This is a genomic window from Cronobacter sp. HA18006 (genome assembly GCF_011605445.1).
Taxonomy (GTDB): Bacteria; Pseudomonadota; Gammaproteobacteria; order Enterobacterales; family Enterobacteriaceae; genus Cronobacter; species Cronobacter sakazakii.
On the sequence record NZ_JAANQB010000020.1, the window covers coordinates 597079 to 622813 of the forward strand.

At 56.1% G+C, this 25735-nt stretch carries 25 protein-coding genes, 3 tRNA genes and 2 rRNA genes; 12 read left to right on the top strand and 18 right to left on the bottom strand.

Annotation, left to right across the window (positions count from 1 at the left end; all coding sequences use genetic code 11):
* The first annotated feature begins 2 nt into the window (after nucleotides 1-2).
* Genes G9X48_RS12005 through G9X48_RS12015 form a run of 3 tightly spaced genes read left to right on the top strand, consistent with a single transcriptional unit; the run spans nucleotide 3 to nucleotide 1765 of the window.
* A complete protein-coding gene (locus tag G9X48_RS12005) occupies nucleotides 3-350 on the top strand; it encodes a hypothetical protein (protein ID WP_166499952.1) in 348 nt (115 codons plus the stop codon).
* Between the two features lie 30 nt (nucleotides 351-380).
* A complete protein-coding gene (locus G9X48_RS21650; protein ID WP_071602689.1) occupies nucleotides 381-728 on the top strand; it encodes a helix-turn-helix domain-containing protein in 348 nt (115 codons plus the stop codon).
* Nucleotides 611-1765: a site-specific integrase gene (locus G9X48_RS12015; RefSeq protein WP_239986841.1), complete on the top strand. Its 1155-nt coding sequence runs from the start codon at nucleotides 611-613 to the stop codon at nucleotides 1763-1765. The genes G9X48_RS21650 and G9X48_RS12015 overlap by 118 nt, the downstream gene beginning before the upstream one ends.
* Before the next feature lie 14 nt (nucleotides 1766-1779).
* Here G9X48_RS12015 and G9X48_RS12020 read toward each other — a convergent pair.
* The 3 genes from G9X48_RS12020 to proB form a co-directional block, all read right to left on the bottom strand.
* Nucleotides 1780-1855 (bottom strand) — tRNA-Thr (locus G9X48_RS12020).
* 108 nt (nucleotides 1856-1963) lie between these two features.
* Complete coding sequence (gene proA, locus G9X48_RS12025; RefSeq protein WP_097648176.1) at nucleotides 1964-3217, bottom strand: glutamate-5-semialdehyde dehydrogenase; 1254 nt, start codon at nucleotides 3215-3217, stop codon at nucleotides 1964-1966.
* A gap of 10 nt (nucleotides 3218-3227) precedes the next feature.
* Nucleotides 3228-4331 (bottom strand): glutamate 5-kinase, encoded by a 1104-nt coding sequence (gene proB / locus G9X48_RS12030; RefSeq protein ID WP_097564225.1) that lies wholly within the window; start codon nucleotides 4329-4331, stop codon nucleotides 3228-3230.
* A 291-nt stretch (nucleotides 4332-4622) separates the two neighbouring features.
* Here proB and ompC point away from each other — a divergent pair, with 291 nt between their 5' ends.
* Complete coding sequence (ompC, locus tag G9X48_RS12035) at nucleotides 4623-5693, top strand: porin OmpC (RefSeq protein WP_004385347.1); 1071 nt, start codon at nucleotides 4623-4625, stop codon at nucleotides 5691-5693.
* Between the two features lie 121 nt (nucleotides 5694-5814).
* Here ompC and crl read toward each other — a convergent pair whose 3' ends face one another.
* From crl to gpt, 3 genes are all read right to left on the bottom strand, one after another.
* A complete protein-coding gene (crl, locus tag G9X48_RS12040; RefSeq protein ID WP_004385348.1) occupies nucleotides 5815-6204 on the bottom strand; it encodes a sigma factor-binding protein Crl in 390 nt (129 codons plus the stop codon).
* 57 nt (nucleotides 6205-6261) lie between these two features.
* Nucleotides 6262-7509 (bottom strand): esterase FrsA, encoded by a 1248-nt coding sequence (gene frsA / locus G9X48_RS12045; protein ID WP_097564224.1) that lies wholly within the window; start codon nucleotides 7507-7509, stop codon nucleotides 6262-6264.
* Between the two features lie 107 nt (nucleotides 7510-7616).
* Nucleotides 7617-8075, bottom strand: a complete 459-nt coding sequence (gpt, locus tag G9X48_RS12050) for a xanthine phosphoribosyltransferase (protein ID WP_004385350.1) — start codon at nucleotides 8073-8075, stop codon at nucleotides 7617-7619.
* Nucleotides 8076-8335: 260 nt separating this feature from the next.
* Here gpt and pepD point away from each other — a divergent pair, with 260 nt between their 5' ends.
* On the top strand, nucleotides 8336-9793 hold the full coding sequence (gene pepD, locus G9X48_RS12055) for a cytosol nonspecific dipeptidase (protein ID WP_014729533.1): 1458 nt from the start codon (nucleotides 8336-8338) through the stop codon (nucleotides 9791-9793).
* A 236-nt stretch (nucleotides 9794-10029) separates the two neighbouring features.
* Here the strand turns inward: pepD and dinB are convergent, their stop codons facing one another.
* Complete coding sequence (gene dinB, locus G9X48_RS12060; protein ID WP_029039612.1) at nucleotides 10030-11085, bottom strand: DNA polymerase IV; 1056 nt, start codon at nucleotides 11083-11085, stop codon at nucleotides 10030-10032.
* A 255-nt stretch (nucleotides 11086-11340) separates the two neighbouring features.
* On the opposite strand from dinB, the gene dpaA reads away from it, so the two are divergent.
* A complete protein-coding gene (gene dpaA, locus G9X48_RS12065) occupies nucleotides 11341-12078 on the top strand; it encodes a peptidoglycan meso-diaminopimelic acid protein amidase (protein ID WP_004385352.1) in 738 nt (245 codons plus the stop codon).
* Here the strand turns inward: dpaA and G9X48_RS12070 are convergent.
* Both G9X48_RS12070 and lpcA read right to left on the bottom strand, forming a co-directional pair.
* Complete coding sequence (locus G9X48_RS12070; RefSeq protein ID WP_004385353.1) at nucleotides 12049-12816, bottom strand: class II glutamine amidotransferase; 768 nt, start codon at nucleotides 12814-12816, stop codon at nucleotides 12049-12051. The genes dpaA and G9X48_RS12070 overlap by 30 nt on opposite strands.
* Nucleotides 12817-12904: 88 nt before the next feature.
* On the bottom strand, nucleotides 12905-13486 hold the full coding sequence (lpcA, locus tag G9X48_RS12075; RefSeq protein WP_007698112.1) for a D-sedoheptulose 7-phosphate isomerase: 582 nt from the start codon (nucleotides 13484-13486) through the stop codon (nucleotides 12905-12907).
* A gap of 228 nt (nucleotides 13487-13714) precedes the next feature.
* Between lpcA and fadE the strand changes: the two genes are divergently transcribed.
* Nucleotides 13715-16159 carry an acyl-CoA dehydrogenase FadE gene (gene fadE, locus G9X48_RS12080; protein ID WP_097640963.1) on the top strand — a complete coding sequence of 815 codons (2445 nt, stop codon included), beginning with the start codon at nucleotides 13715-13717 and terminating at the stop codon, nucleotides 16157-16159.
* A gap of 105 nt (nucleotides 16160-16264) precedes the next feature.
* A complete protein-coding gene (locus G9X48_RS12085) occupies nucleotides 16265-17035 on the top strand; it encodes an amidohydrolase (protein WP_097640964.1) in 771 nt (256 codons plus the stop codon).
* A gap of 89 nt (nucleotides 17036-17124) precedes the next feature.
* Here G9X48_RS12085 and G9X48_RS12090 read toward each other — a convergent pair.
* Nucleotides 17125-17201: transfer RNA gene (locus G9X48_RS12090), tRNA-Asp, on the bottom strand.
* A 132-nt stretch (nucleotides 17202-17333) separates the two neighbouring features.
* The gene (gene dnaQ / locus G9X48_RS12095) at nucleotides 17334-18065 is read right to left on the bottom strand and encodes a DNA polymerase III subunit epsilon (RefSeq protein ID WP_007864609.1); all 732 of its coding nucleotides are present in this window, start codon (nucleotides 18063-18065) and stop codon (nucleotides 17334-17336) included.
* On the opposite strand from dnaQ, the gene rnhA reads away from it, so the two are divergent.
* Complete coding sequence (gene rnhA, locus G9X48_RS12100; RefSeq protein ID WP_161571848.1) at nucleotides 18019-18594, top strand: ribonuclease HI; 576 nt, start codon at nucleotides 18019-18021, stop codon at nucleotides 18592-18594. The two genes, dnaQ and rnhA, sit on opposite strands and share 47 nt — an antisense overlap.
* On the opposite strand, the gene G9X48_RS12105 is transcribed toward rnhA, so the two are convergent.
* Nucleotides 18591-19307, bottom strand: coding sequence for a class I SAM-dependent methyltransferase (locus G9X48_RS12105; RefSeq protein WP_004387416.1), 717 nt, complete (start codon nucleotides 19305-19307; stop codon nucleotides 18591-18593). The two genes, rnhA and G9X48_RS12105, sit on opposite strands and share 4 nt — an antisense overlap.
* Before the next feature lie 32 nt (nucleotides 19308-19339).
* Here G9X48_RS12105 and gloB point away from each other — a divergent pair, with 32 nt between their 5' ends.
* A complete protein-coding gene (gene gloB / locus G9X48_RS12110) occupies nucleotides 19340-20095 on the top strand; it encodes a hydroxyacylglutathione hydrolase (protein ID WP_097564220.1) in 756 nt (251 codons plus the stop codon).
* 71 nt (nucleotides 20096-20166) lie between these two features.
* Entirely contained in the window at nucleotides 20167-21540 is a 1374-nt protein-coding gene (mltD, locus tag G9X48_RS12115; protein WP_004387418.1) for a murein transglycosylase D, read from the top strand.
* 60 nt (nucleotides 21541-21600) lie between these two features.
* Here the strand turns inward: mltD and G9X48_RS12120 are convergent, their stop codons facing one another.
* Nucleotides 21601-22371, bottom strand: coding sequence for a class I SAM-dependent methyltransferase (locus G9X48_RS12120; RefSeq protein ID WP_097640962.1), 771 nt, complete (start codon nucleotides 22369-22371; stop codon nucleotides 21601-21603).
* A 70-nt stretch (nucleotides 22372-22441) separates the two neighbouring features.
* A complete protein-coding gene (locus G9X48_RS12125) occupies nucleotides 22442-23245 on the bottom strand; it encodes an endonuclease/exonuclease/phosphatase family protein (protein ID WP_004387420.1) in 804 nt (267 codons plus the stop codon).
* Nucleotides 23246-23462: 217 nt separating this feature from the next.
* Here G9X48_RS12125 and yafC point away from each other — a divergent pair, with 217 nt between their 5' ends.
* Nucleotides 23463-24350, top strand: a complete 888-nt coding sequence (gene yafC, locus G9X48_RS12130; protein ID WP_032988153.1) for a DNA-binding transcriptional regulator YafC — start codon at nucleotides 23463-23465, stop codon at nucleotides 24348-24350.
* Between the two features lie 18 nt (nucleotides 24351-24368).
* Here the strand turns inward: yafC and dkgB are convergent, their stop codons facing one another.
* From dkgB to G9X48_RS12150, 4 genes are all read right to left on the bottom strand, one after another.
* Nucleotides 24369-25172, bottom strand: coding sequence for a 2,5-didehydrogluconate reductase DkgB (gene dkgB / locus G9X48_RS12135; RefSeq protein WP_080321378.1), 804 nt, complete (start codon nucleotides 25170-25172; stop codon nucleotides 24369-24371).
* Between the two features lie 151 nt (nucleotides 25173-25323).
* Nucleotides 25324-25400 (bottom strand) — tRNA-Asp (locus tag G9X48_RS12140).
* 54 nt (nucleotides 25401-25454) lie between these two features.
* Nucleotides 25455-25570 (bottom strand): 5S ribosomal RNA (gene rrf / locus G9X48_RS12145).
* Nucleotides 25571-25660: 90 nt separating this feature from the next.
* A 23S ribosomal RNA gene (locus tag G9X48_RS12150) occupies nucleotides 25661-25735 on the bottom strand; the annotation flags it as partial.

Here is a 25735-nt window from a genome sequence, read left to right on the forward strand (position 1 = left end):
TTATGTCTGATTTGGCAATGAAGGTTCTGGAGTGGCAGGCAAAGGGTCGCGTTGGAATAAGCAGTGCGACGATGGCATCAATTGCACTTGGCCTGGAAAAGAACTTTTATCATGGTCGTTTCGATGCTCCATCCGACCCGGCAGACCTGCACAGATGCATGCTTCTGGTTGAGGATATCCCTGAGATTAAAGATAGCTTTTCCGCAATAGCGAAGAAGGTTAAGGGTTTTTCTCCAATTCTGCGCGAATGGGATCGGCTGACAGGGCTGCTAAAGGAGGAGTTAAAGCGACCAGACGGACGCGCGCCAGAAACTTATGCGCTCATGCAAGAACTACTCAAGGCCGCCTGATGGCGGCTTTTTTACGACTGGAGGAAAGCAGTGGAAGAAGAAATCTTCACCCGAGAGGAAGCTGCGGCATTCCTCAAGCTGGATAAGGGAACGGTTACTCAGTGGATCCGAAGCGGCCGGCTGCAGGCGGCAAAGATAAACCCGGAGAAACCAAAGAGCCCATACCGGATTTGTAAGTCAGACTGCATTGCGGCGCTAAAGTCTACACGACACAATAGCAACGTGAATGCGGTTGAGATGCAGAGGAATAAAGCATGTCAATCAAACTACGCGGCGACACATGGCACTGTGACTTCGTCGCGCCAAACGGCAGCCGAATTAGGCGATCTCTTGAAACAACGGACAAAAGGCAGGCGCAGGAGCTTCACGATAGTCTGAAGGCTGAGGCATGGCGCGTCGAAAAGATGGGTGAGTCGCCAAGGAAGACTTTCGATGAGGCCTGCATAAGGTGGCTAAGAGAAAAGGAGGAAAAGAAAAGTCTGGACGATGACAAGAGCATTATCGGCTTCTGGATGATGCACTTCGGCGGGAGACTCTTATCTGACATCACAGCAGCAAAAATAATGGAGGCGGTAGACGGGATGGAAAACCGCCGCCACCGGCTTAACTGGGAAATGACCCGTGACAGATGCATAAGGCTTGGCAAGCCTGTTCCTGAATATACCAAAAAGCTGGCATCTAAAGGAACGCGCACCAGGCACCTGGCAATACTCAGAGCCATTCTCAATATGGCTGTCGAATGGAGCTGGCTGGATAGAGCCCCAAAAATATCAACGCCACGAGTGAAGAACGGACGGATTCGCTGGCTAACAGAGGAAGAGTCAAAGCGTCTTTTTGCAGAGATAGCTCCCCACTTCTTCCCTGTTGTCGTTTTTGCTGTCACCACCGGCCTTCGCCGGTCGAATGTTACAAACCTCGAATGGTCTCAGGTCGATCTGGAGAAAAAGATGGCATGGATGCATCCAGATGAGACCAAGGCGGGTAACGCAATCGGTGTACCGTTGAACGAGACCGCATGCCAGATACTGGAGAAGCAGAAAGGAAAGCATAAGAGGTGGGTTTTCGTGCACACGACACCGGCTTACCGGAATGACGGTACGAAAACAGCCGCAGTAAGGAAAATGCGAACGGACAGCAACAAGGCATGGAGAGGAGCACTTAAGCGGGCAGGCATAAGTAACTTCCGCTTCCATGACCTTAGACACACCTGGGCTAGCTGGTTAGTTCAGTCTGGCGTTTCACTGCTGGCGCTAAAAGAAATGGGCGGATGGGAAACTCTGGAAATGGTACAGCGATACGCCCACCTTTCGGCCGGACACCTTAGCGAACACGCGAGCAAAATTGACACGATTTTGAATCGCAATGTCACAAATATGGCACAAGAGGAGAACGTGATTTATATGAACAGAAGATAAGTTGTTGTATTCATTGGTGCCGATAATAGGAGTCGAACCTACGACCTTCGCATTACGAATGCGCTGCTCTACCAACTGAGCTATATCGGCCCTGAGGAAGGGTGTGCGTGAGCACGGGGTAAGAGGTTATGAAAAAGTGGGTGATGCGTCAATGCCCTTGCGAATCAAGCGGCGATTTTTGCATCACCCGGCCCTCCGTTAAGCACGAATCGTATCGTCGCCGTAGCCAATCCACTTGTAGGTGGTCAGCGCTTCGAGGCCCATCGGGCCGCGGGCGTGAAGCTTCTGCGTGCTGACGGCCACTTCGGCGCCAAGACCAAACTGCCCGCCGTCGGTAAAGCGCGTCGAGGCGTTCACGTACACCGCGGACGAATCCACTTCATTCACGAAACGGTCGGCGTGGCGCAGCGTGCGGGTGAGAATAGCGTCCGAATGCTGGGTGCCGTGCTCGCGAATATGCGCGATGGCCTCGTCGATGCTCACCACCAGCTTCACGTTAAGATCGAGCGACAGCCATTCGTCGTCGAACGCTTCCGGAGTCACCGCCACAGCGGTCGCCGGGCCGCCGGAAAGCAGCGCCAGCGCGCGCGCATCAGCATGCAGCGTCACGCCGCGTTCGTGCATCACACGGCTCAGTTCCGGCAGGAAACGTTCTGCAATGGCCTCATGCACCAGCAGCGTCTCCACCGTGTTACAGGTGCTCGGGCGCTGGGTTTTGGCATTGGTGATGATGTTTAGCGCAGGCGCGAATTCCGCCGTTTCATCAACGAAAATATGGCACACGCCGATGCCGCCGGTGATAACCGGAATGGTCGACTGCTCGCGGCAGAGCTTGTGCAGCCCTGCCCCGCCGCGCGGGATCAGCATGTCGATGTATTTGTCCATACGCAGCATTTCACTGACCAGCGCGCGGTCCGGGCTTTCGATGGCCTGAACGGCCGCGGCGGGCAGGCCGCACTCTTCCAGCGCTTTCTGGATAACTTTGACGGTCGCCGCATTGGTGCGCCAGGTCTCTTTGCCGCCTCTGAGAATCGCCGCGTTGCCGGTTTTCAGGCACAGCGAGGCGACATCCACCGTCACGTTCGGGCGCGCTTCATAAATCACGCCGACCACGCCGAGCGGCACGCGGCGACGCTCGATGCGCAGGCCGCTCTCCAGCAGACCGCCGTCAATCACCTGCCCTACCGGATCGGCCAGCTGACACACCTGGCGCACGTCGTTCGCAATGGCGTGTAAACGCTGCGGGTTGAGCGCCAGGCGATCTAACAGCGCCTCGCTCAGCCCGCTGCGGCGCGCCTCCAGCAGATCCTGCTCGTTGGCGAGTAAAATCTCTTCGGCGTTCGCTTCTAAATAGTCGGCGATTTTCTCCAGCACGCGGTTTTTCTCGCGCGAGGAGAGCAGCGCCATTTGATATGAGGCGGCTTTGGCCGCCTGGCCCATCTGCTCCAGCATGGCAGGCTCCTTATTGGGTGATCATGTCGTCGCGGTGAACCGCTACTGGGCCATATTCATAGCCGAGAATGGCGTCAATCTGCTGCGAGTGGTGTCCGGCGATGCGGCGAAGCGCGTCGCTGTTATAGCGGGAAACGCCGTGGGCGATGTCGCGCCCTTCCAGATTACGGATGCGAATCACTTCGCCGCGCGAAAAGTTGCCAGTCACGCTTTTAATGCCTTTCGGCAGCAGCGAGCTGCCGCGCCCCAGAATGGCCGACTGCGCGCCCTCGTCGACGGTAATTTCGCCAGCGGGCGGCGCGCCGAAGATCCAGCGCTTGCGGTTCTCGAGCGGCGTCTGCTGCGGGTGGAAGCGCGTGCCGACCGGCAGCCCTTCGATAACATCGTTAATCACGCCCGGCTTGCTGCCCGCCGCGATCACGGTTTCGATGCCCGCGCGGCCCGCGACATCCGCGGCCTGAAGCTTGGTGCCCATACCGCCGGTGCCAAGCCCGGAGACGCTGTCGCCCGCAATCGCGCGCAGCGTGTCGTCAATGCCGTAGACATCCTGAATCAGCTCGGCCTGCGGGTTGTTGCGCGGGTCGGCGGTGAAAAGGCCCTGCTGGTCGGTCAGCAGCAGCAGTTTATCGGCACCCGCCAGAATCGCCGCCAGCGCCGAGAGATTATCGTTATCGCCGACTTTGATTTCCGCCGTGGCGACCGCGTCGTTTTCGTTAATCACCGGCACGATGCGGTTATCGAGCAGCGCGGTGAGCGTGTCGCGCGCGTTCAGGAAGCGCTCGCGATCTTCCATATCCGCGCGGGTCAGCAGCATCTGCCCCACATGGATGCCGTAAATCGAAAAAAGCTGCTCCCAGAGCTGGATCAGACGGCTCTGCCCGACGGCCGCCAGCAACTGCTTGGAGGCGATGGTCGCCGGCAGTTCCGGGTAGCCCAGGTGCTCGCGCCCGGCGGCAATCGCCCCGGACGTGACGATGACAATACGATGCCCGGCGGCGTGTTGCTGCGCGCACTGGCGCACCAGTTCGACAATATGGGCGCGATTCAGGCGGCGGGAGCCGCCGGTCAGGACGCTGGTCCCCAGTTTCACCACCAGGGTCTGGCTGTTACTCATGATGTTTTGCCGTATCAACGAAATTGAAAAAATTAAACCCAAAATGACGTTGTAACAGGAGAGCGCGCCCTTGCCAACTCCCGGCCGGAAAAACCGCACGGCGCGCAGGCGAACCGGCAAGCATAGCGGCGGATTTTGATAGTTTTATTACCGTTTACGAAAAATATACCTTTTTAAAATTTATCTTACTTTGTCATATTTTTTTCATATCCGACCGTTAAAACCCATCTTGTTTTTTCACAGGTCTTTGACCCGCGAATTTTAGCGCGTAAATAATGATTGGGATTAATGATGAAAAAGAGCACTCTGGCATTAGTGGTGATGGGTATTGTTGCGTCTTCTGCTGCTCAGGCCGCAGAAATTTATAACAAGAACGGCAACAAGCTGGATCTTTATGGCCGTGTTAAAGCCGAACATTATATGAGCGATAACGACGCTGTAGACGGGGATCAGTCTTATATCCGTCTGGGCTTCAAAGGCGCGACCCAAATTAACGATCAACTGACCGGTTTCGGCCAGTGGGAATATCAGGTTGCCGCTAACCGTGTGGAAGGCGACAGCACGAACAGCGCCACCAAAACCCGTCTGGCTTTTGCGGGCCTGAAATTCGCCGATCTGGGCTCCATCGATTACGGTCGTAACTACGGCATCCTGTATGACGTGGGTTCTTACACCGATATGATCCCGGAATTCGGTGACGACGCTTACACCAAAACCGATAACTTCATGACCGGCCGTACCACTGGCGTGGCCACCTACCGCAACACCGATTTCTTCGGTCTGGTGGATGGTCTGAAATTCGGTCTGCAATACCAGGGCAAGAACGAGAACGACAGCCGTGCCGCCAGCAAAGCCAACGGCGACGGCTACGGTGCCTCTGTTAACTACGCGCTGGGCGACAGCGGCGTGAGCATCGGCGGCGCTTACACTAAATCAAACCGTACACTGGCGCAGCGTAATTCCACGCTCGGTAAAGGCGATAACGCGGAAGCCTGGGCGACCGGCCTGAAGTATGACGCCAACAATATTTACCTGGCGGCGACCTATGCGGAAACCCGCAACATGACCCCGATCACCGGCGGTTTTGCCAATAAAAACCAGGGCTTCGAAGTGGTTGCGCAGTATCAGTTCGACTTCGGCCTGCGTCCGTCCATCGGTTACGTGCAGTCAAAAGCCAAAGATGTTGAAAACGGCATTGGCGACGTTGATCTGGTGAAATATTACGACGTGGCGGCCACGTATTACTTCAACAAAAACATGTCCGCTTTCGTGGATTATAAAATTAACCAGCTGGACGACGACAACAAGCTTAAGATCAACAACGATGACGTTGTTGCGCTGGGCCTCGTTTACCAGTTCTGATTAATATTCCCCACGCCCACGCCGTGGGCGTTTATCACATCGTGTGGCTACGATAAAAAAATAACCCCGCGTCGGCGGGGTTATTTTTTATGCGTTATTTGAGTATTAACTGAAATGCGGCTCAGGCAGAAAGCTTAAGATCTTCTGTTACCGGCTCCAGTTTTAAATCCATCGAGGCGAGCAGCGCGCGCAGTCTTTCGTGAAAACCGCGCAGCGTTTGCGAAAGCTTTTCTTTGACCTCGTCGTCTTTGATAGGCACCGCCGTCCAGTCGCCCTCTTTATCAAACAGGCCGAACTGCCAGGTATAGGTAAAGCGGTCTTCATGCGCTTCCAGCTCCATCCACCAGCCCCAGAATTCACGCTTCTCCGGCGCGGGTTTGACGTTGACGCAAACAGCCAGGCAATCAAAGAAGAAGCGGTTGCCTTCGCACTGCTCTTCCCGAATATACGGGCCAAGGGCAGTGAATTTCTTAATCATCCTGCTTTTCGGGTGTCCACTCGGTAACGTCATTGCGATCTCCTTTTGTGAAGCCATTGTTTTACCAAACCAATGGAAATTAGCCAATGATTAACGCAATTTATGGTTTACCCACCCGGAAATCTGATGCAGCGCCTTATCAAAGTTGCTGTACACCGGCGAAGTGGGGATCTCCAGCAGCTTACCGTCCACAGATGACGAGGCGATTAAACGCGACTCCTCCTCCGGGCTGAAAATGTCGTTTTTCCAGTAGCCTGCAAGCATGGGCGTCGGACAGCGGCGGCCGAGCAGCCCCTGGGTTTTCAGTGAATAGCGGTTGAGCTCGACACGCAGCGCGTTGTCCGAGGCGTCATACATGCCAAGACGGCTCGCCAGCACATCCATATACATCTCCGGCACCTGATCCTGGCGCGCCGGATCGCTGAGGAGCTGATGCACCATCGGGCCAAGACAGGCCACGGCTTTAAGGCGCGGCGCTTCAAGATACGCGAGGCGCACCGCCACGTTCGCCCCGAAGCGAAACCCAAACGCCGCCACGCGGGTGTGATCGACCCACGGCAGGTTTGGCAGCGCCTGAAGCACATGCTGATGCAGCAGGCTGGAATCCTGCGTCAGCGTCCATTTGGACGACGCGCCGACCGAGGGCATATCAATGGTGAGCATCGCGATGCCAAGCGGCGCGAAGTAGCGCTCGAAAAGCGTAAAGTAGTCGCTTTGCAGCGCGTCCAGGCCGCCGCAAATCAAAACGGTCGGGAATGGCCCCTGCCCGCCTTTGGGAAGGTGCAGAAAGCCGGTGATGGTCGCGCCGCCGGGGACAGGAAACGAGAGCTCGCGCAGTTCGCCGGAAAGCCGCGTGGCGGCCTCTTCATATGCGCGGTTCGCCAGCACCTGCGCCTGTTCGGCGAGCGTATCGCCTTTCAGGTGCGGATAGGCGGCAATACTGTAGAGCGTGGAAGCCATCAGCCAGGCCTTGCCGATGGCCGCTTCGTCGGTCTCCTGCCCGGCGCGCTGCTGCCACGCCATCGCCTGCTTCGACCACTCATAAATCCAGTTGCCGCCGCGATAGCCGATGACGGTGTCGTAATGCGCGGGATCGGTGCGTTCGGCGTCGCTCAGCACGATGCGCGACTGCACTTCAAGGATTTCCCGCGGATCGACGCCGCGCCAGACCCACATCAGGCGGTTAATCATGCGATACCACTGCGGCACCGTTTTACCGTCCAGCGTGGACTGGATCACCGGAGGCGGCGCGTGCTGAATACGACGTACCAGCGTCGAGGTTTCCGGGTATTTAAACCGCGGCTTAAACAGGGTTTCGCTCAGATTGGCCTGCGACATGCTTTCTGCCTCCGTAAAAACAGCACAAAACATGATTGTACTCGCAGGCGGCGGATAAAAACAAAAACGCCCGGCAGTGCCGGGCGTAAAGATGCGTAAGGACGGGATTAACGGCCGGACAGCGGCGGCACAAAAACGACGCCCATATCCCACGGCTGCTCGATCCAGGTGTCCTGCGGGATGTCGATCACGTAGTCATCCACCAGCGGCTGGCCTGCCGGTTTAGCGAAAATCGTCACGAAGCGGGCTTTCGGGTACATCTCACGGATAGCCACTGCGGTGCCGCCGGTATCCACCAGGTCGTCCACCACGATAAAGCCTTCACCATCGCCTTCTGCGCGCTTGATAACTTTCAGTTCGCGCTGGTTGTCATGGTCGTAGCTGGAGATACAGACGGTATCGACGTGACGGATACCCAGTTCGCGCGCCAGTAGCGCGCCCGGCACCAGACCGCCGCGGCTGACGGCGATAATGCCTTTCCACTGCTCGGCAGGCAGCAGACGGCTCGCCAGCTTGCGCGCGTGGATCTGTAACATATCCCAGGTGACAACGTATTTTTCGCTCATGTGAAGTGTCCCGGCCAGTTTAAAAAACGGCTTAAAAAGTGTTCAGGGGGAAAATAGGTTGCGCGAGATTATAGAGATCTGAGCCGCTAAAAACCAGTGCCACGCGGCATGGGCCGTGGTTTTTGCTCGCTTTGGTCTGCACAGCATAAAAGAAAGTGGTATTCTCGGGCTATTGCCCAGGCCCGTCTTGCGGCACATCACAACGATAACCCAGAGGCCCGCACGCCGCGCTGCACCGGGCCCAGTCAAGGAGACTTAACGTGTCTGAACTGTCTCAACTCTCCCCTCAACCGCTGTGGGATATTTTCGCGAAAATCTGCTCCATTCCGCATCCGTCCTACCATGAAGAACAACTCGCCGAACACATCATGGGCTGGGCGAAGGAAAAAGGCCTGTTTGCCGAGCGCGACCAGGTGGGCAACATTTTAATTCGCAAACCGGCGACCGCCGGCATGGAAAACCGTAAACCGGTCGTGCTGCAGGCGCACCTCGATATGGTGCCGCAGAAGAATAACGACACCGTTCATGATTTCACAAAAGATCCCATCCAGCCGTATATCGATGGCGAATGGGTGAAAGCGCGCGGCACTACGCTTGGCGCGGATAACGGCATCGGTATGGCGTCCGCGCTGGCGGTACTGGCGGATGACAGCGTCGTACACGGCCCGCTGGAAGTGCTGCTGACCATGACCGAAGAAGCCGGCATGGACGGCGCGTTTGGTTTGCAGGCAGGCTGGCTGCAGGCCGATATCCTCATTAATACCGATTCCGAAGAAGAAGGCGAAATCTATATGGGTTGCGCCGGCGGTATCGATTTTATCTCCACGCTGCCGCTCTCCCGCGAAGCTATCCCGGCCGGTTTTGAGACGTTCAAACTGACGCTCAAAGGGCTGAAAGGCGGTCACTCCGGCGGCGATATTCATCTGGGCCTCGGCAACGCCAACAAACTGCTGGCGCGTTTCCTGTGCGGTCATGCGCAGGCGCTGGATCTGCGTCTGGTGGATTTCAACGGCGGTACGCTGCGTAACGCCATCCCGCGTGAAGCGTTTGCAACCGTCGCGGTGCCTGCCGCTAACGCAGGCGAGCTGAAAACGCTGGCGAATACCTATCTCGATATCCTGAAAAATGAGCTGTCCGTTAAAGAGAAGAACATCACCGTCGTGCTGGAAGCGGCCTCGACCGATAAAGCCGCGCTGACCGCCCAGAGCCGCGATGCGTTTATCGCGCTGCTGAACGCAACGCCGAACGGGGTGATTCGCAATTCTGACGTGGCGAAAGGCGTGGTAGAAACCTCCCTGAACGTGGGCGTGGTGACCATGACCGACGAGCAGGCGGAAATCATCTGCCTGATCCGCTCGCTTATCGACAGCGGTAAAGATTACGTGGTGAGCATGCTGGAGTCGCTCGGCGCGCTGGCAGGCGCGAAAACCGTGGCCAAAGGCAGCTACCCTGGCTGGCAGCCGGACGCCAGCTCGCCGGTGATGGCGCTGGTGCGTGAAACCTATCAGCGTCTGTTTAACAAGACGCCGAATATCCAGGTGATCCACGCGGGTCTGGAGTGCGGGCTGTTCAAGAAACCGTACCCGCAGATGGATATGGTCTCCATCGGGCCAACCATTACCGGGCCGCATTCGCCGGATGAGCAGGTGCATATTGAAAGCGTGGGCCACTACTGGACGCTGCTGACCGAGCTGCTGAAAGCGATCCCGGCGAAGTAAGCGTTTGATGTAAAAGAAAGGCGGCCCTGGGGCCGCCTTTTTTGTTTTGGCGTTTGTGGCGGGGTGGGTTTAAAAGGCGGGTGCGCTACGCTTACCCGCCCTACGCTTCCCGACGGCTATCATCATGTAGGGTGGGTAAGCGGAGCGCATCGACCAGTCCCGACGACAAAAAGCTACAACGTCAGCCATGTAGGGTGGGTAAGCGGAGCGCACCCACCGGGCCCTAGGAAAAGCCCCTACAACCCCAGCACCAGTTGCCGCTCGATTTGCGGGTCGAGCAACGTCACGTGCAGCCCCACCAGCCGCACGCCGCGCCCGCTGCGGCGCTCTTCCCAGGTTTTACGCGCCGTGGCGAGCAAATCCTCTTTATTGAGCTTCGGCCAGACATGCTCCTGCGTGGTGAGCTGAAAATCGTTAAATTTGAGCTTCACGCCCTGGCGGGCGATGCGCAGATCCGGCTGAACGGCGGCGAGGCGGCGCTCAAGCTCCGGGTAGAGCCGCTCCACTATCGCCTCACACTCCGCCCATTCGTGGATATCCTCTGCCAGCGTGCGCTCGACGCCGACCGATTTACGCTGCCTGTCGCTGCTGATTTCACGGTCGTCTATCCCCTGGCTGCGCTCCCACAACACGCGTCCGAACTTGCCAAAGCGTTTGAGCAGCGCGGCGAGATCGCTTTTTTGCACATCCTCGCAGGTACGCAGGCCGAGGCTCTCAAGCTTCGCCGCCGTCACCTTGCCAACGCCCGGGATCTTGCCAAGCGGCAGCGTGCGCAAAAACGCCGGCACCTCTTCAGGCGTTATCACATACTGCCCGTTGGGCTTGTTGAGATCGGAGGCTATTTTGGCGAGGAATTTGATCGGCGCGATACCCGCCGACGCGGTGAGCTGGAGTTCGTCGAAAATCGTCTGGCGGATCTCTTTGGCCATCAGCGTCGCCGAGCCGTAACAGTGCGGGCTGTGGGTGACATCCAGATAAGCTTCGTCAAGCGAAAGCGGCTCAATCAGCGAGGTATAGCGCGAGAATATTTCCCGGATATGGGCAGACGCTTCTTTATAGGCGTCAAAACGCCCCGGCAACAGCGTGAGATGCGGGCAAAGCTTGAGCGCCATCGCGGTGGGCATGGCGCTGCGCACGCCATATTTACGTGCCGGATAGTTGGCGGTGCTGATAACGCCGCGCCGTTCGCGGCTGCCACCAATGGCGAGCGGAATATCGCGCAGGGCTGGATTATCGCGCATCTCTACCGCCGCGAAAAAGCAGTCCATATCGACATGAATGATTTTGCGCATCGCCACGCCCCGCACTGTATGTCCATACAGTCTGGCAAAAAATGGGGGCGGCGGCAACCTTCCTTATTCCGTCATAATTGCGTAAATTCTTTGGGGCGCGATGAAGTTAAGCAAAACTTAATTGTAAACGCAGCAGGCAGCGCTTGCGAAAAATAACAGCGATGCTAATGTGAGCGCTCCTGAACCAGAATAGTCTTATTTTGGGTCCCTTCGCCTTTCGGCATCGGTCTTAGCTTTATCAAGGAAACAAGCAGTATGCGTAAAATCGCATTGTTAATCGCAATGCTCCTGGTGTCGTGCTTTTCATGGGCCAGTACAGTCAGTAGCGACAGCGTTACCCCGATAAAAAAAGAATTAAAACAGCAATTAATGGGTTCCCCGGTTTATATCCAGATCTTTAAGGAAGAGCGCACGCTTGAGCTGTACGTCAAGATGGGCGAGCAGTATCAGTTACTGGATAGCTACCGCATCTGCAACTATTCCGGCGGTCTTGGGCCGAAACGCCGTCAGGGCGATTTCAAAAGCCCGGAAGGCTTCTATAGCGTGCAGCGCAGCCAGCTCAAACCCGATAGCCGTTTTTATAAAGCGATCAATATCGGTTTTCCGAACGCGTTTGACCGCGCTAACGGGTATGAAGGGAAATATCTGATGATCCACGGCGCGTGCGTATCCGTGGGCTGCTACGCGATGACCGATAAAAATATCGATGAGATTTTCCAGTTCGTCACCGGCGCGCTGGTGTTTGGTCAGCCGAACGTGCAGGTCAGCATCTATCCGTTCCGCATGACCGACGCCAATATGGAGCGCCACAAGTATTCGTACTACATCGGCTTCTGGAAACAGCTTAAGCCAGGCTACGACTACTTTATGGCGACCCGGCAGCCGCCGGTGGTCTCTGTGGTGAACGGCAGTTACGTGGTCAGCAAGCCGCTCAGCAGCAGCGTGGTGCACCCGCAGCTTGCGTCAAACTACACGCTCCCCGAGACAAAATAACGCCCACTCGCCTGGCATGATTTTGTGCCAGGTTTCATTGCCCGTCAGCGGCTGAGTGGCAATCACCGTGACCACATCATTGGGTGTGGTCTCTTCCTGAAAATCAATTTCCACATCCTGATCGAGCAGTTTGGCGACGCCAAACGGCGCGCGACGCGTTATCCAGAAAAGGTTGGTAGAGCAGAACGCCATCACATAGCGCCCGTCTGACAACAGCATATTGAAAACGCCCTTCTCCCGCAGTTCACCCGCCAGTTCCGCGATATAGCGAAAGACCGCCGTCATGTTGCCTGGCGTGCGCGGGTAGCGCGTGGTGAGTTTGTGCAGCAGCCAGCAGAACGCTTTTTCGCTGTCGGTTTCGCCAATCGGGCGAAACGGGCCGGTATCGAGCGAGCGGTAGCCGGTCAGCTGGCCATTATGGGCATAAGTCCAGTTGCGGCCCCACAGCTCACGGGTAAACGGATGGGTGTTTTCGAGCGCGACTTCGCCGCGGTTCGCCTGGCGGATATGCGCCACCACGGAACACGATTTAATGGGGTAGTCCTGCACCAGTTTCGCGATGGGCGAGTTGTAGCTCGGTTGTGGATCTTTAAACGTGCGACAGCCTTTGCCTTCATAGAAGGTGATGCCCCAGCCATCTTTATGCGGCCCGGTTCCCCCGCCCCGCTGCACGAGGCCGGTAAAGCTAAAGCAGATATCCGTCGGCACGTTGGCGCTCATCCCGAGCAGTTCGCACATAAATCACCTCATCACACGCCGCCCTCCTTGCGGAAGGCGTCACTGGGGCATGCCGGACGTGCGCCGCACGCCCGGCGACAGCGCCTTATCAGGCTTTGACCATCTCTTTTTCGATAAGCTGGATCAGGATGTGAATCACTTTGATGTGGATTTCCTGAATACGATCAGCATAGCCGAAATGCGGTACGCGAATTTCCACATCCGCCGTTCCCGCCATTTTGCCGCCATCTTTACCGGTCAGCGTGATGACTTTCATGCCTTTGGCACGCGCAGCGTCGATCGCTTTGATCACGTTGCCGGAGTTGCCGGAGGTAGAAATGCCGAGCAGAACATCGCCCTCGCGCCCAACCGCTTCGACATAGCGGGAGAAGATGTGGTCGTAACCGAAGTCGTTGCCGACGCAGGAGATGTGGCTGACGTCGGAAATCGCGATCGCCGGGTAGCCCGGACGGTTTTCACGGTAGCGCCCGGTCAGCTCTTCGGCGAAGTGCATCGCGTCGCAGTGCGAGCCGCCGTTACCGCAGGAGAGCACTTTACCGCCCGCTTTGAAGCTGTCCGCCAGCAACACCGCCGCGCGCTGGATAGCATGAATATTGGCTTCATCTTTCAGAAAGTTAGCCAGCGTTTCGGCCGCTTCGTTCAGCTCGTTACGAATCAGATCCTGGTACATGAGGGATATCCTTCAGCATTAAAAAGTAACCGGATGCAGTGTACCGGATAGCGCCGGGAGCGAGAAGCGCTACACCGCGCCGGGCATACAGGTTTTGCGTTTACGTGCGGCAACAATGTGAGCCAGGTTGTAATTATTTTGTGAACGCATTGCTAAAAAAAGCAACATCCTCTACAACCATATCATCACAAGTGGTCAGACCTCCTACAAGCAAGGGAGCTTTTCTTTATGATGATCTTGAGTATCGTTGCCACCCTCGTTCTTATCGGTGCGCTGTTTTACCATCGCGTCAGCCTGCCGCTCAGCAGTCTGATCCTGCTCGCCTGGACCGCCGCGCTCGGCGCCGCTGGCCTCTGGTCGCTGTGGCTGCTGGTGCCGCTGGCGATCATTCTGGTGCCTCTCAACGTTACGCCGGTGCGTAAATCGCTGATCTCCGCCCCGGTGTTCCGCGGCTTTCGTAAAGTGATGCCGCCGATGTCGCGCACGGAGAAAGAAGCGATCGACGCCGGGACGACCTGGTGGGAAGGCGATCTGTTCCGCGGCAACCCGGACTGGCAGAAGCTTCATAACTACCCGCAGCCGAAGCTGACCGCCGAAGAGCAGGCGTTTCTCGACGGCCCGGTGGAAGAAGCGTGCCGTATGGCGAACGACTTCCAGATAACCCACGAAATGGCGGATCTGCCGCCGGAGCTGTGGGCGTTTCTGAAAGAGCATCGCTTCTTCGCGATGATCATCAAAAAAGAGTACGGCGGTCTGGAGTTCTCGGCTTACGCGCAGTCCCGCGTGCTGCAAAAACTCGCTGGCGTCTCCGGCATTCTCGCCATCACCGTTGGCGTGCCGAACTCCCTCGGCCCCGGCGAACTGCTGCAACACTACGGCACCGACGCGCAGAAGAACCACTACCTGCCGCGCCTGGCGCGTGGTCAGGAAATCCCCTGCTTTGCGCTGACCAGCCCGGAAGCGGGCTCTGACGCCGGTGCCATCCCGGATACCGGCGTGGTCTGCATGGGCGAGTGGCAGGGCGAGCAGGTACTCGGCATGCGCCTCACCTGGAACAAGCGCTACATTACGCTCGCGCCTATCGCCACCGTACTGGGCCTCGCGTTTAAACTCTCTGACCCGGATCGCCTGCTGGGCGGCGAGCAGGAACTCGGCATTACCTGTGCGCTGATCCCGACGAACACGCCGGGTGTGGAAATCGGCCGTCGCCATTTCCCGCTCAACGTACCGTTCCAGAACGGCCCGACGCGCGGCAAAGATATCTTTGTCCCTATCGATTACATCATCGGTGGGCCGAAAATGGCCGGTCAGGGCTGGCGTATGCTGGTGGAATGCCTGTCGGTGGGCCGCGGCATTACGCTGCCGTCTAACTCGACCGGTAGCCTGAAGTCGATTGCGCTCGCCACCGGTGCCTACGCCCATATTCGCCGTCAGTTCAAAGTCTCTATCGGTAAGATGGAAGGGATTGAAGAGCCGCTGGCGCGTATCGCCGGTAATGCCTACGTGATGGACGCCGCGGCATCGCTGATTACTTACGGCATCATGCTTGGCGAAAAACCGGCGGTCCTGTCGGCGATTGTGAAATATCACTGCACCCACCGCGGTCAGCAGTCCATTATTGACGCGATGGATATCGCAGGCGGTAAAGGCATTATGCTTGGCGAGGGCAACTTCCTGGCCCGCGCTTATCAGGGCGCGCCTATCGCGATTACCGTCGAAGGCGCGAATATCCTGACCCGCACCATGATGATCTTCGGCCAGGGCGCAATCCGCTGCCATCCGTATGTACTGGAAGAGATGGCGGCGGCGCAGAATAACGACGTGAACGCCTTCGATAAACTGCTGTTCCGCCATATCGGTCACGTGGGCAGCAACCTGGTGCGCAGCTTCTGGCTTGGCCTGACAAACGGCCTGACCAGCCGCAGCCCGACCCGCGACGCCACGCGCCGTTACTATCAGCATATTAACCGCCTGAGCGCCAGCCTGGCCCTGCTCTCCGACATGTCGATGGCGGTACTGGGCGGCAGCCTGAAGCGTCGCGAGCGTATCTCAGCGCGCCTGGGCGATGTGCTGAGCCAACTCTATCTGGCCTCGGCGGTGCTCAAGCGCTATGACGACGAAGGCCGCCAGGAAGCGGATCTCCCGCTGGTACACTGGGGCGTGCAGGATGCGCTGCATCAGGCCGAGCAGGCAATCAGCGATCTGCTGCGTAACTTCCCGAATGGCGCGGTGGCTGGCCTGTTGAGCCTGGCGATTTTCCCGGCGGGCCGCCGTTACGACGCGCCTTCCGATAAGCTCGACCACAAACTTGCGAAGATCCTGCAAACGCCGTCGGCGACCCGTTCACGCATCGGCCGCGGTCAGTACCTGACGCCGAGCGAGCATAACCCGGTCGGGCTGCTGGAGCAGGCGTTGCTGGAAGTGATGGCCGCCGATCCTATCCACCAGCGCATTTGCAAAGAGATGGGCAAAAACCTGCCGTTCACCCGTCTTGATGAGCTGGCGAAACGCGCGCTGAAAGAAGGCCGTATCAATGAAGATGAGGCCGCCATTCTTATCCGCGCCGAAGAGAGCCGTCTGCGCAGCATTAACGTAGACGATTTTGAGCCGGACGCGCTGGCGACACTGCCGGTAAAGCTGCCGGTGACGGTACGTAAAGTCGAAGCAGCCTGATTCTGGCCTGTTAAAAACCCCGCTCCGGCGGGGTTTTTTATTGCCTCGCATCCTGTCGCGTGCATGATAAAGTGACCTGAGTTGCCAATGACGGGGAGTCTGAACGTGTCTGGTTTAAAAATTTCGCTGATGCAGCAGCCGCTGAGCTGGATGGACGGGCCCGCTAACCTGCGCCACTTCGATGTGCTGCTGGAAGCGGTGCAGGGACGGGATCTGATTGTGCTGCCGGAGATGTTTACCACGGGCTTTGCGATGGAAGCCGCGCAGTCGTCGCTGTCCGAAGAGACCGTCGTCGCCTGGATGCAGGAAAAAGCCCGTCAGACTGACGCGATGGTGGCCGGCAGCGCGGCGTTGCAGAGCGAGCGCGGGCCGGTGAACCGTTTTTTATTAGTGGAGCCGCAGGGCGCGGTGCATCGCTACGATAAACGGCACCTGTTTCGCATGGCCGATGAGCATCAGCATTATGTGGCAGGTGACGCACGCCTGGTGGTGGCGTGGCGCGGCTGGCGCATCCTGCCGCTGGTCTGTTATGACCTGCGCTTCCCGGTGTGGTCGCGCAACCGCGACGATTACGACCTGGCGCTGTATGTGGCGAACTGGCCTGCTCCACGCGCCCTGCACTGGCAGGCGCTGCTGACCGCACGCGCTATCGAAAATCAGGCGTATGTCGCGGGCTGTAACCGCGTCGGCAGCGATGGTAACGGTCACCACTACCGCGGCGACAGCCGTATCATCAACCCGCAGGGCGACATCATCGCCGCCAGCGAGCCACACCAGGCAGTGCGTGTGGAAGCCGAATTGTCGCTGGAGTCGCTCAGAGAGTACCGCGAGAAATTCCCCGCCTGGCAGGATGCCGACCGTTTTACGCTTGAGTAAAACGCCATGGGTCGTTTGCGGCCCGCCTTTTTTCCTGACGCTGAAATGACGAAAGCCCGAACCATTGCTGATTCGGGCTTTCTGAATAGTGGCGGAACGGACGGGACTCGAACCCGCGACCCCCTGCGTGACAGGCAGGTATTCTAACCGACTGAACTACCGCTCCGCGTTGTGTTCCCTTGGGAACGGGGCGAATATTACGGGCTGCCCCCTGTGCCGTCAACGCTTTTTCTCACATTTTGAATCGTTTGCTTTAAAAATCGCCCGCATGGCGATTTTGTCAGCGTTTTCAGTACAATCAGGCGCGCCAGAGGCAGCTGCCGCCCTTCTTCTGTACCAGATCGAGACGTGATTCATGCGCCGCCAGCTCTTCATCGCACGCCCGGACCACTTTCAGGCGCGACGCCTGGCGCACTACGCGCTGAATGCCGGTATCGCCCTGTTGCTGTTGTCCGTCACCTTCCATCGCGAACGCAATAGACGTCTGCCCGCCGGTCATCGCCAGATAGACATCTGCAAGAATCTGGGCATCGAGCAACGCCCCGTGCAGCGTACGTTTGGTGTTGTCTATTTCATAACGCGAGCATAACGCATCGAGGCTGTTGCGCTTGCCCGGGAACATCTTACGGGCCAGCGCCAGGCTGTCGGTAATTTTGCAGAACGTTTCGGTTTTCGGAATGCCGCGGTTGAGCATGCCGAATTCGTAATCCATAAAGCCGATATCGAACGAAGCGTTATGAATAACCAGCTCAGCGCCGCGGATGTAATCGAGAAAATCATCCACTACATCGCCGAAAACGGGCTTATTCATCAGGAACTCATCGGAAATCCCGTGAACCATAAAAGCTTCCGGGTCCACCAGCCGGTCGGGCTTGAGGTAGACGTGGAAGTTATTGCCGGTCAGGCGGCGGTTGATCACCTCAACCGCACCGATCTCAATAATGCGGTGCCCTTCATAATGGGCGCCTATCTGGTTCATACCGGTGGTTTCGGTATCCAGAACGATCTGTCGTGTAATAGCTGTGCTCATAGCGCTCGTTTATGTCAGACTTGGCTTTTTACTCACAGGAAGTCTACCAGAGATGCGTAAACAGGTAGAAATTTTCACCGATGGATCTTGTCTCGGCAACCCGGGACCTGGCGGCTATGGCGCTATCCTGCGCTATAAACAGCATGAGCGGACCTTCAGCGCTGGCTATCGCCTGACCACCAATAACCGTATGGAACTGATGGCGGCGATTGTGTCCCTTGAAGCGCTGCGCGAGCACTGCATTGTGACGCTCAGTACCGACAGCCAGTATGTCCGCCAGGGCATCACGCAGTGGATCCATAACTGGAAAAAACGCGGCTGGAAAACCGCCGAGAAGAAACCGGTAAAAAATGTCGATTTATGGCAGCGGCTGGATGCGGCGCTGAGCCAGCACGAAATCAAATGGGAGTGGGTGAAGGGCCATGCCGGTCACCCGGAAAACGAACGCTGCGACGAACTGGCCCGCGCAGCCGCAATGGCCCCGACGCTGGAAGATACCGGCTATCAGCCTGAAGCGACAGCCAGCTAAGGTTTACGGTACTGGCGCGTGGCGCCGACCGCCGGGCGCAGATGCGTGCGGGCGCGCGGCTTCATTAACGGGTTAATGGTCAGCGGGATGGTGCGCTTACGCGCTACCATCACCTGCAAACATCCGAGTGCCGGCAGATGCCTGGTCAGCATCTTTCCGCCCTGCCGACACCACGGCAATACCTGGCAGCGGCTGTAATGGAGCAGTTCGAAATTGAGCAGCGATAGCCAGTCCATCTGACGCATCATGGTAAACATGCGGCTATTTACGGGCGCACGTTTGCGCACAAACGGCAGAAGTTTGGCCGCCCCGAGCAGGCTGACGGGGTTAAACCCCGTCATAATCAGCCAGCCGTCGTCAATCAGCACGCGGTCCGCCTCATTAAGCAGACGGTGCGGATCGGGGCACCAGGGCAGCGTATGCGCCAGCAGACAGGCATCCACGGATTTCGCGGCAAACGGCAGATGCAGCGGATCGCACTTAACCTGTAATGCGTCGCCCTGTAAGGCGACATTGACCTGATGTGAAATCGCGCAGGCTTCGGTGTTTATCTCCGCGCTGAGATTGCCTATCTTAAGTAAATGAAAGCCATACATTTTCCCAAGCCAGGGCTGGAGTTCCCGCTCAAGCGTCGCGCGATAATGGTCGCCCCAGGAAAACGCATCCCAGTGGGCCGGAGCGCTGAGTGTCGCGGGTGTCCGTGCCGGTTTCATCACTACCTTCCGTAACGCATAAGAGGTGATTTATGAATCTTAACAGTATTCCTGCTTTCGAGGATAACTACATCTGGGTGTTGAATGATGATGAAGGAAAATGCCTGCTTGTCGACCCTGGCGAGGCGGAACCCGTTTTTCGCGCCCTTGAGGAAAACCAGTGGCAGCCGGTGGCAATCCTGCTTACACATCATCATCACGATCATACGGGCGGCGTAAAAGCCTTATTGGCGCGGTTCCCGGATATTACTGTGTACGGGCCGGAAGAGACCCGCAGCAAAGGCGCGCAGGTTGTAGTCAACGATGGGGAGAAGTTCAACATCCTTGGCTGCGAATTCCTTGCATTCTCTACGCCAGGTCACACTTTAGGACATTTCTCATATTTCAGTTTCCCTTATCTTTTCTGCGGCGACACAATGTTCTCTGCTGGCTGTGGTCGCCTGTTTGAAGGCACGCCCGCGCAGATGTATCACTCCTTTCAGAAAATAAACGCGCTGCCTGAAGATACCCTTATTTGCTGTGCGCATGAGTACACATTAAGCAATCTTAAGTTTTTAGTGGCTATTTTGCCGGACGATCCCGCTTTAACCCAATATTATCGAGAAGTTAATGAGTTACGTGCAAAAAATCAAAAAACACTACCCTCAATTCTTAAAAATGAGCGCCAAATAAATCTTTACCTGCGATTAGAAGACGATGATTTAATTGATAAAATTAATCCAGATCTTCGGTTGTCCACTCCTGAAGAGAGATTTGCATGGTTAAGGTCAAAGAAAGATAACTTCTAGAAATTCTTGCTTGTATTCGGGAAAGTTCGCCGTTATCATTGCTCGTCTTTTAAGCAACTATTGACACACACATGAAGGCAAAAGCGATCTTACTCGCCTCTGTCCTGCTTGTGGGGTGCCAGGCGTCTCAACATGACGGCGGCGTTCAACAGCATGCACAGAGCCTTTCTGCGGCTGGTCAAGGGGAAGCAGGAAAGTTCGCTGGTCGAGCGGCTTCTGCGCGTTGGATGGATGATGGAACTTTCCTCGCGCAAGATCAGGACCTGTGGACTTTCATTGGCGACGAGCTAAAGATGGGGATTCCGGAAAATGACCGGATCCGCGAACAAAAACTGAAGTACTTGAGTAATAAGAGCTATCTCCACGATGTAACTTTACGGGCAGAGCCGTATATGTACTGGATAGCCGGGCAGATTAAAAAACGTAATATGCCAATGGAACTGGTACTACTACCCATAGTGGAGAGCGCTTTTAACCCCCACGCGACATCTGGCGCGAATGCCGCAGGCATCTGGCAGATTGTCCCGAGCACGGGGCGGAATTATGGTTTAAAACAGACCCGAAATTATGACGCGCGTCGTGACGTGGTGGCCTCAACCACTGCCGCACTCAACATGATGCAACGTCTGAACCGGATGTTTGACGGCGACTGGCTACTCACTGTCGCGGCTTACAACAGCGGTGAAGGTCGTGTATTGAAGGCAATGAAAGCGAATAAAGCACGTGGCAAACCCACGGATTTTTGGTCGCTCTCACTGCCACAGGAAACCAAAATTTACGTGCCGAAAATGCTGGCGCTGAGTGACATACTCAAAAACAGCAAGCGGTATGGGGTGCGTTTACCGACAACGGATGAGAGCCGCGCGCTGGCACGCGTGAAGGTGAATAATCCGGTGGAAATGGAACAACTGGCGGAAATGGCCGGGATTTCAGTGAATAAACTGAAAACCTTCAATGCAGGCGTTAAGGGCTCGACCCTTGGCGTAAGCGGGCCGCAGTACGTGATGGTTCCACAGAAACATGCGCAGCAGCTGCGTACATCTCTGGCCGCCGGTGAAATCGCTGCGGTTCAGCCGACTATGGTTGCGGACAATTCACTGTCTGCGCGGACGTATAAAGTCCGTTCTGGCGATACGCTTTCCGCGATTGCCGCACGGATGAACGTCAGCACCAAAGATTTGCAGCGTTGGAATAATCTGCGCGGCGCGAAACTGAAACCAGGCCAGACGCTCTCTGTCGGCACGGTTAGCGGCGCGGGTGAACTGGCAAGCAATAACGACAGTATCACCTATAAAGTGCGCAAGGGCGATTCGCTCGCAAGCATTGCTAAGCGTCACGGCGTTAACATTAAGGATGTGTTGCGCTGGAACAGCGATACGGACAATCTGCAACCGGGCGATCAAATCACCCTGTTTGTGAAGAACAGTTCGACGCCAGATTCCTGACGACAGCCGTATAAACAAGAAAGGCACCGATTCCCCCGGTGCCTTTTTCTTTATCTGGCGTTATGCCGCCTTGCCTGCCTCAATGATAATCGTATCACTGGTAAAAGATCCGTCCTCCTGCAGCGCGAAATAGCGTTGCACTTCTGCTGACGCACTTTGCTGGTAAATACGGATAGCCTGTGACAGCGCGTCTGGCGTACGCATTCGTGCGATCCAACTGCCAAACTCCAGCGCCAGTTTGTCGGTACGCACATCACGCGTGATAAGCCCTGCCTGATTGAACATCTGCAACCACTCGCCACTGGCATAGTTACGAACATGCGAGGTATCACGCAGTGCTTCGATCGTTTGCAGCCAGATATCCAGCACCGGATGGCCGGGCGAGAGAATATCCATCATGATCATCATGCCGCCGGGCTTCAGAACACGCTTTACCTCACGCAACGCCAGACCGACATCGTGCCAGTGGTGCGCCGAATAGCGGCTGATGACGATATCAAAACTCTCCGCCTCAAAAGGCAACGACTCGGCATAACCCTGACAGGTCGACAGATGCGTAAGCCCGCGTTCACGCGCCGCCTCTTCCACGACCGTGAGCATGGAAGAGGACAAGTCGTACGCTACCACTTCGCGTACCTGTTCCGCGGCCGTAAAGCTGGCATGCCCTGCCCCACAACCCAGATCGAGCAGGCGCGCCTGCGGGAATGCCGCCAGCCGCGCGCGCAGATGAACGAGATCGCGCCCTGTGGCGTGCACATGGCTGGTCAAATAGGCCTTCGCCTGGGAGCCAAACTGCTTTTCGACGTTGTCGTGATGAGAGTGTGTTGTCATTGTCATGTCCTTGCGTTGAGTAAAAGAAAGGGCAGGCGCAGGGTCTGCCCAACGGCAGACCTGACACACCTTACTTCTGCTCAGGTTTGCCGGGACTGAATTCGACGAGTAGCGGGTTGTGATCGGAGGCGCGCGTCACCAGGACGGAAGCTTCCTGTACGGCAAGACCGCGATAAAACACGAAATCGAGCGGGCGACCAAACGCGCGGCGGCGTTGGTCATCGGTAAAACGGACTTCGCGCAGCGACATTTCACGCGCGAAGCGGTAAAGCGCATTCATCCTCGGGCGGCTCCAGGCGTTGAAATCACCTGCCATAATGACCGGGCCGCTGTGATGGCCTATCTGATCGCCGATAGGACCGAGTTGTTTACTGTAGACATCCACACCCAGGCTGAAATTAACGGCGTGAATATTTACTACCATGAGTAAGCGGCCATCGGGCAGCGGATAGACCGTGACCAGCGCCGATTTAGAGAGACGCAGGATAGGCTCACGCTCGCGAAGCGGGCAGCAATAGACCGGATGTGCGGCAGAGAGCGTCATCACGCCTGACGGGTGTTGCGGCAACACAAAGGCAGGAACCTGATCCGCAGCCAGATAGTTGGTTGTCGCGAAGCGCACCAGCTCAGGCGTGGTCTGCGCCTCCTGTAATAAGACCAGATGCGCCTCTTTGCCGAAATTTTGCAGGACAGAAAGCCATTCAGCACGCTGTTGCTTGAAGATATTCCAAACCAGCACCCGGAGAGAGCCATCTCCGGGCAAGGGAGCGCCGGCGGGTAATGCCTTTCCTATACTCGCAAACGATCCTGGCGCCAGAATGCGTTCTGCTGGCTGACCGGCGACATAGCGCATGGCATAAGTATTTTTTCGCACGTTTCGCTGCTAACCCCTGTAGATGTGTTCGCAAGATAAGCGACCTTTACCTGTTATAGGGATTTTAGCTCACAGATGCAATGGGCGGGATGAAAGCCGCGCGTGAGTGCCGTCGGGTATATCAGCGCATCAGTTCGTACATGGCGTGCTATAAAACGCTGTGGTTAAATAACCGAATTCTCTGAAATGCCATGCAAATTTTGCCTGTGGAGCAACAATGAAAGCTTCTTCTGATGAACTGATTATTTTTGTCGCTGTGGTAGAGAGCGGAAGTTTTAGCCGGGCGGCAGAACAGCTCAACCTCGCGAATTCAGCGGTCAGCCGCGCAGTGAAGAAGCTTGAGATGAAACTTGGTGTCAGCTTGCTTAATCGCACAACGCGCCAGCTGAGTCTGACAGAGGAAGGCGAACGATATTTTCGCCGCGTTCAGCAGGTGTTACAGGAGATGGCGGCAGCTGAAACCGAGCTGATGGAAAGCCGTCAGACGCCGCGCGGGCTGTTACGGATCGATGCTGCTACGCCTGTGATCCTGCATTTGCTAATGCCCATGATTAAGCCCTTTCGCGAGCGATATCCTGAAGTTGCGCTGTCGCTGGTTTCTTCCGAGACGTTTATCAACCTGATTGAGCGCAAAGTAGACGTGGCCATACGTGCGGGTACGCTGACGGATTCCAGCCTGCGCGCCAGACCGCTCTTTACCAGTTACCGGAAAATAGTTGCTGCTCCCGATTACCTTGAGCGTTATGGCGTGCCGAAAAATATATGCGAGCTCAACGATCATGTCTGTCTGGGTTTTACCGAACCCGTATCTTTGAACACATGGCCGGTTGCCTGTGAAGATGGCCAGCTACTGGAAATTACGCCAGGAATGACTTCGAACAGCGGCGAAACGCTCAAGCAGCTGTGCCTTACCGGTAATGGGATCGCGTGCTTATCTGACTTTATGATTGATAAAGAAATCGAACAAGGAGAGCTTGTCGAGTTATTGGCGGAGTACAGATTGCCGGTAGAAATGCCCTTTAGTGCAGTTTATTACAGCGATCGGGCTGTGAGTACGCGAATCCGGACCTTCATTGATTTTCTTAGTGAATGGATAAAAAAATAGCCCCAAAAGGGGCTAGTTTCAATCCCAGTCGGGTGCCAGGCCATCAGGACTCACCAGACGATCATTACGATCGAGAGCGGCGATAGCCGACATGTCGTCAGCATCCAGCGTAAGCGACAAAGCGCCCAGATTACTTTGTAAATTCTCACGCTTCGTTGAGGACGGGATCACTGAATAGCCCAGTGCCATCGCCCAACTGAGGATGACCTGCGCAGGCGTAGCATTATGCTTCTGCGCGATTCGGATAATCGTTTCATCCTTGAGCGCGTTGCTATAGGCCAGCGTCATATAAGAAGTGATATGAATCCCCTGTGCCTGCGCCCATTCAACCACCTTACGGTTTTGCAGATAAGGCGACAGCTCAATCTGATTGGTTGCTATATTATTAATGCCCACGGCATCTATTGCTTGCTGCATCAGCGCAATCGTAAAATTAGAAATACCGATCTCACGCGTCAGGCCCTGTACTTTGGCTTCAAGCAATGCCTCCAGGGATTCTTTAACGCTTACAGCATTGCCTGGTGAAGGCCAGTGAATCAACGTGAGATCCACATAATCTGTCCGCAATTTCTGAAGGCTCTCTTTCAAACTTACGATCAGGCGATCTTTGCTCAGATTTTCAGTCCAAATTTTGGTGGTGATATATAGCTCATCGCGTGCCACGCCACTTTCTCTAATCGCCTGGCCTACTGCCGCTTCGTTATCGTAAATCTGTGCGGTATCGATGGCGCGATAGCCCAAATCAAGAGCATCTCTTACCGATGCGATGACGACGTCATCTTTCAGACGGAATGTACCTAAACCGAATGCAGGAACTGTCATGTTTTACCTCTCTTCTGAATATAAAGAGATTATGAGAGGAATGATTGAGGTGAAAAAGAGTGATAAAAGCAGGAGTTTTTTGTTTGATTCGCAATAATAATTATTAAGACGAAAAAAAGCCCTGAGTAAATACTCAGGGCTTCTTAATAAGTGGCGGAACGGACGGGACTCGAACCCGCGACCCCCTGCGTGACAGGCAGGTATTCTAACCGACTGAACTACCGCTCCACCGAATTTCTTCACACCACCGGATTATCGTTCCGGCTTACTGCTTAATTTGATGCCTGGCAGTTCCCTACTCTCGCATGGGGAGGCCCCACACTACCATCGGCGCTACGGCGTTTCACTTCTGAGTTCGGCATGGGGTCAGGTGGGACCACCGCGCTACAGCCGCCAGGCAAATTCTGTTCCGTTCACCGCTTCCGCCATGAACGTCTATCCGTCACAAGCTGAATGTCTCTCAACACGCCAGACTTCTTTGGCGTTGTAAGGTTAAGCCTCACGGTTCATTAGTACCGGTTAGCTCAACGCATCGCTGCGCTTACACACCCGGCCTATCAACG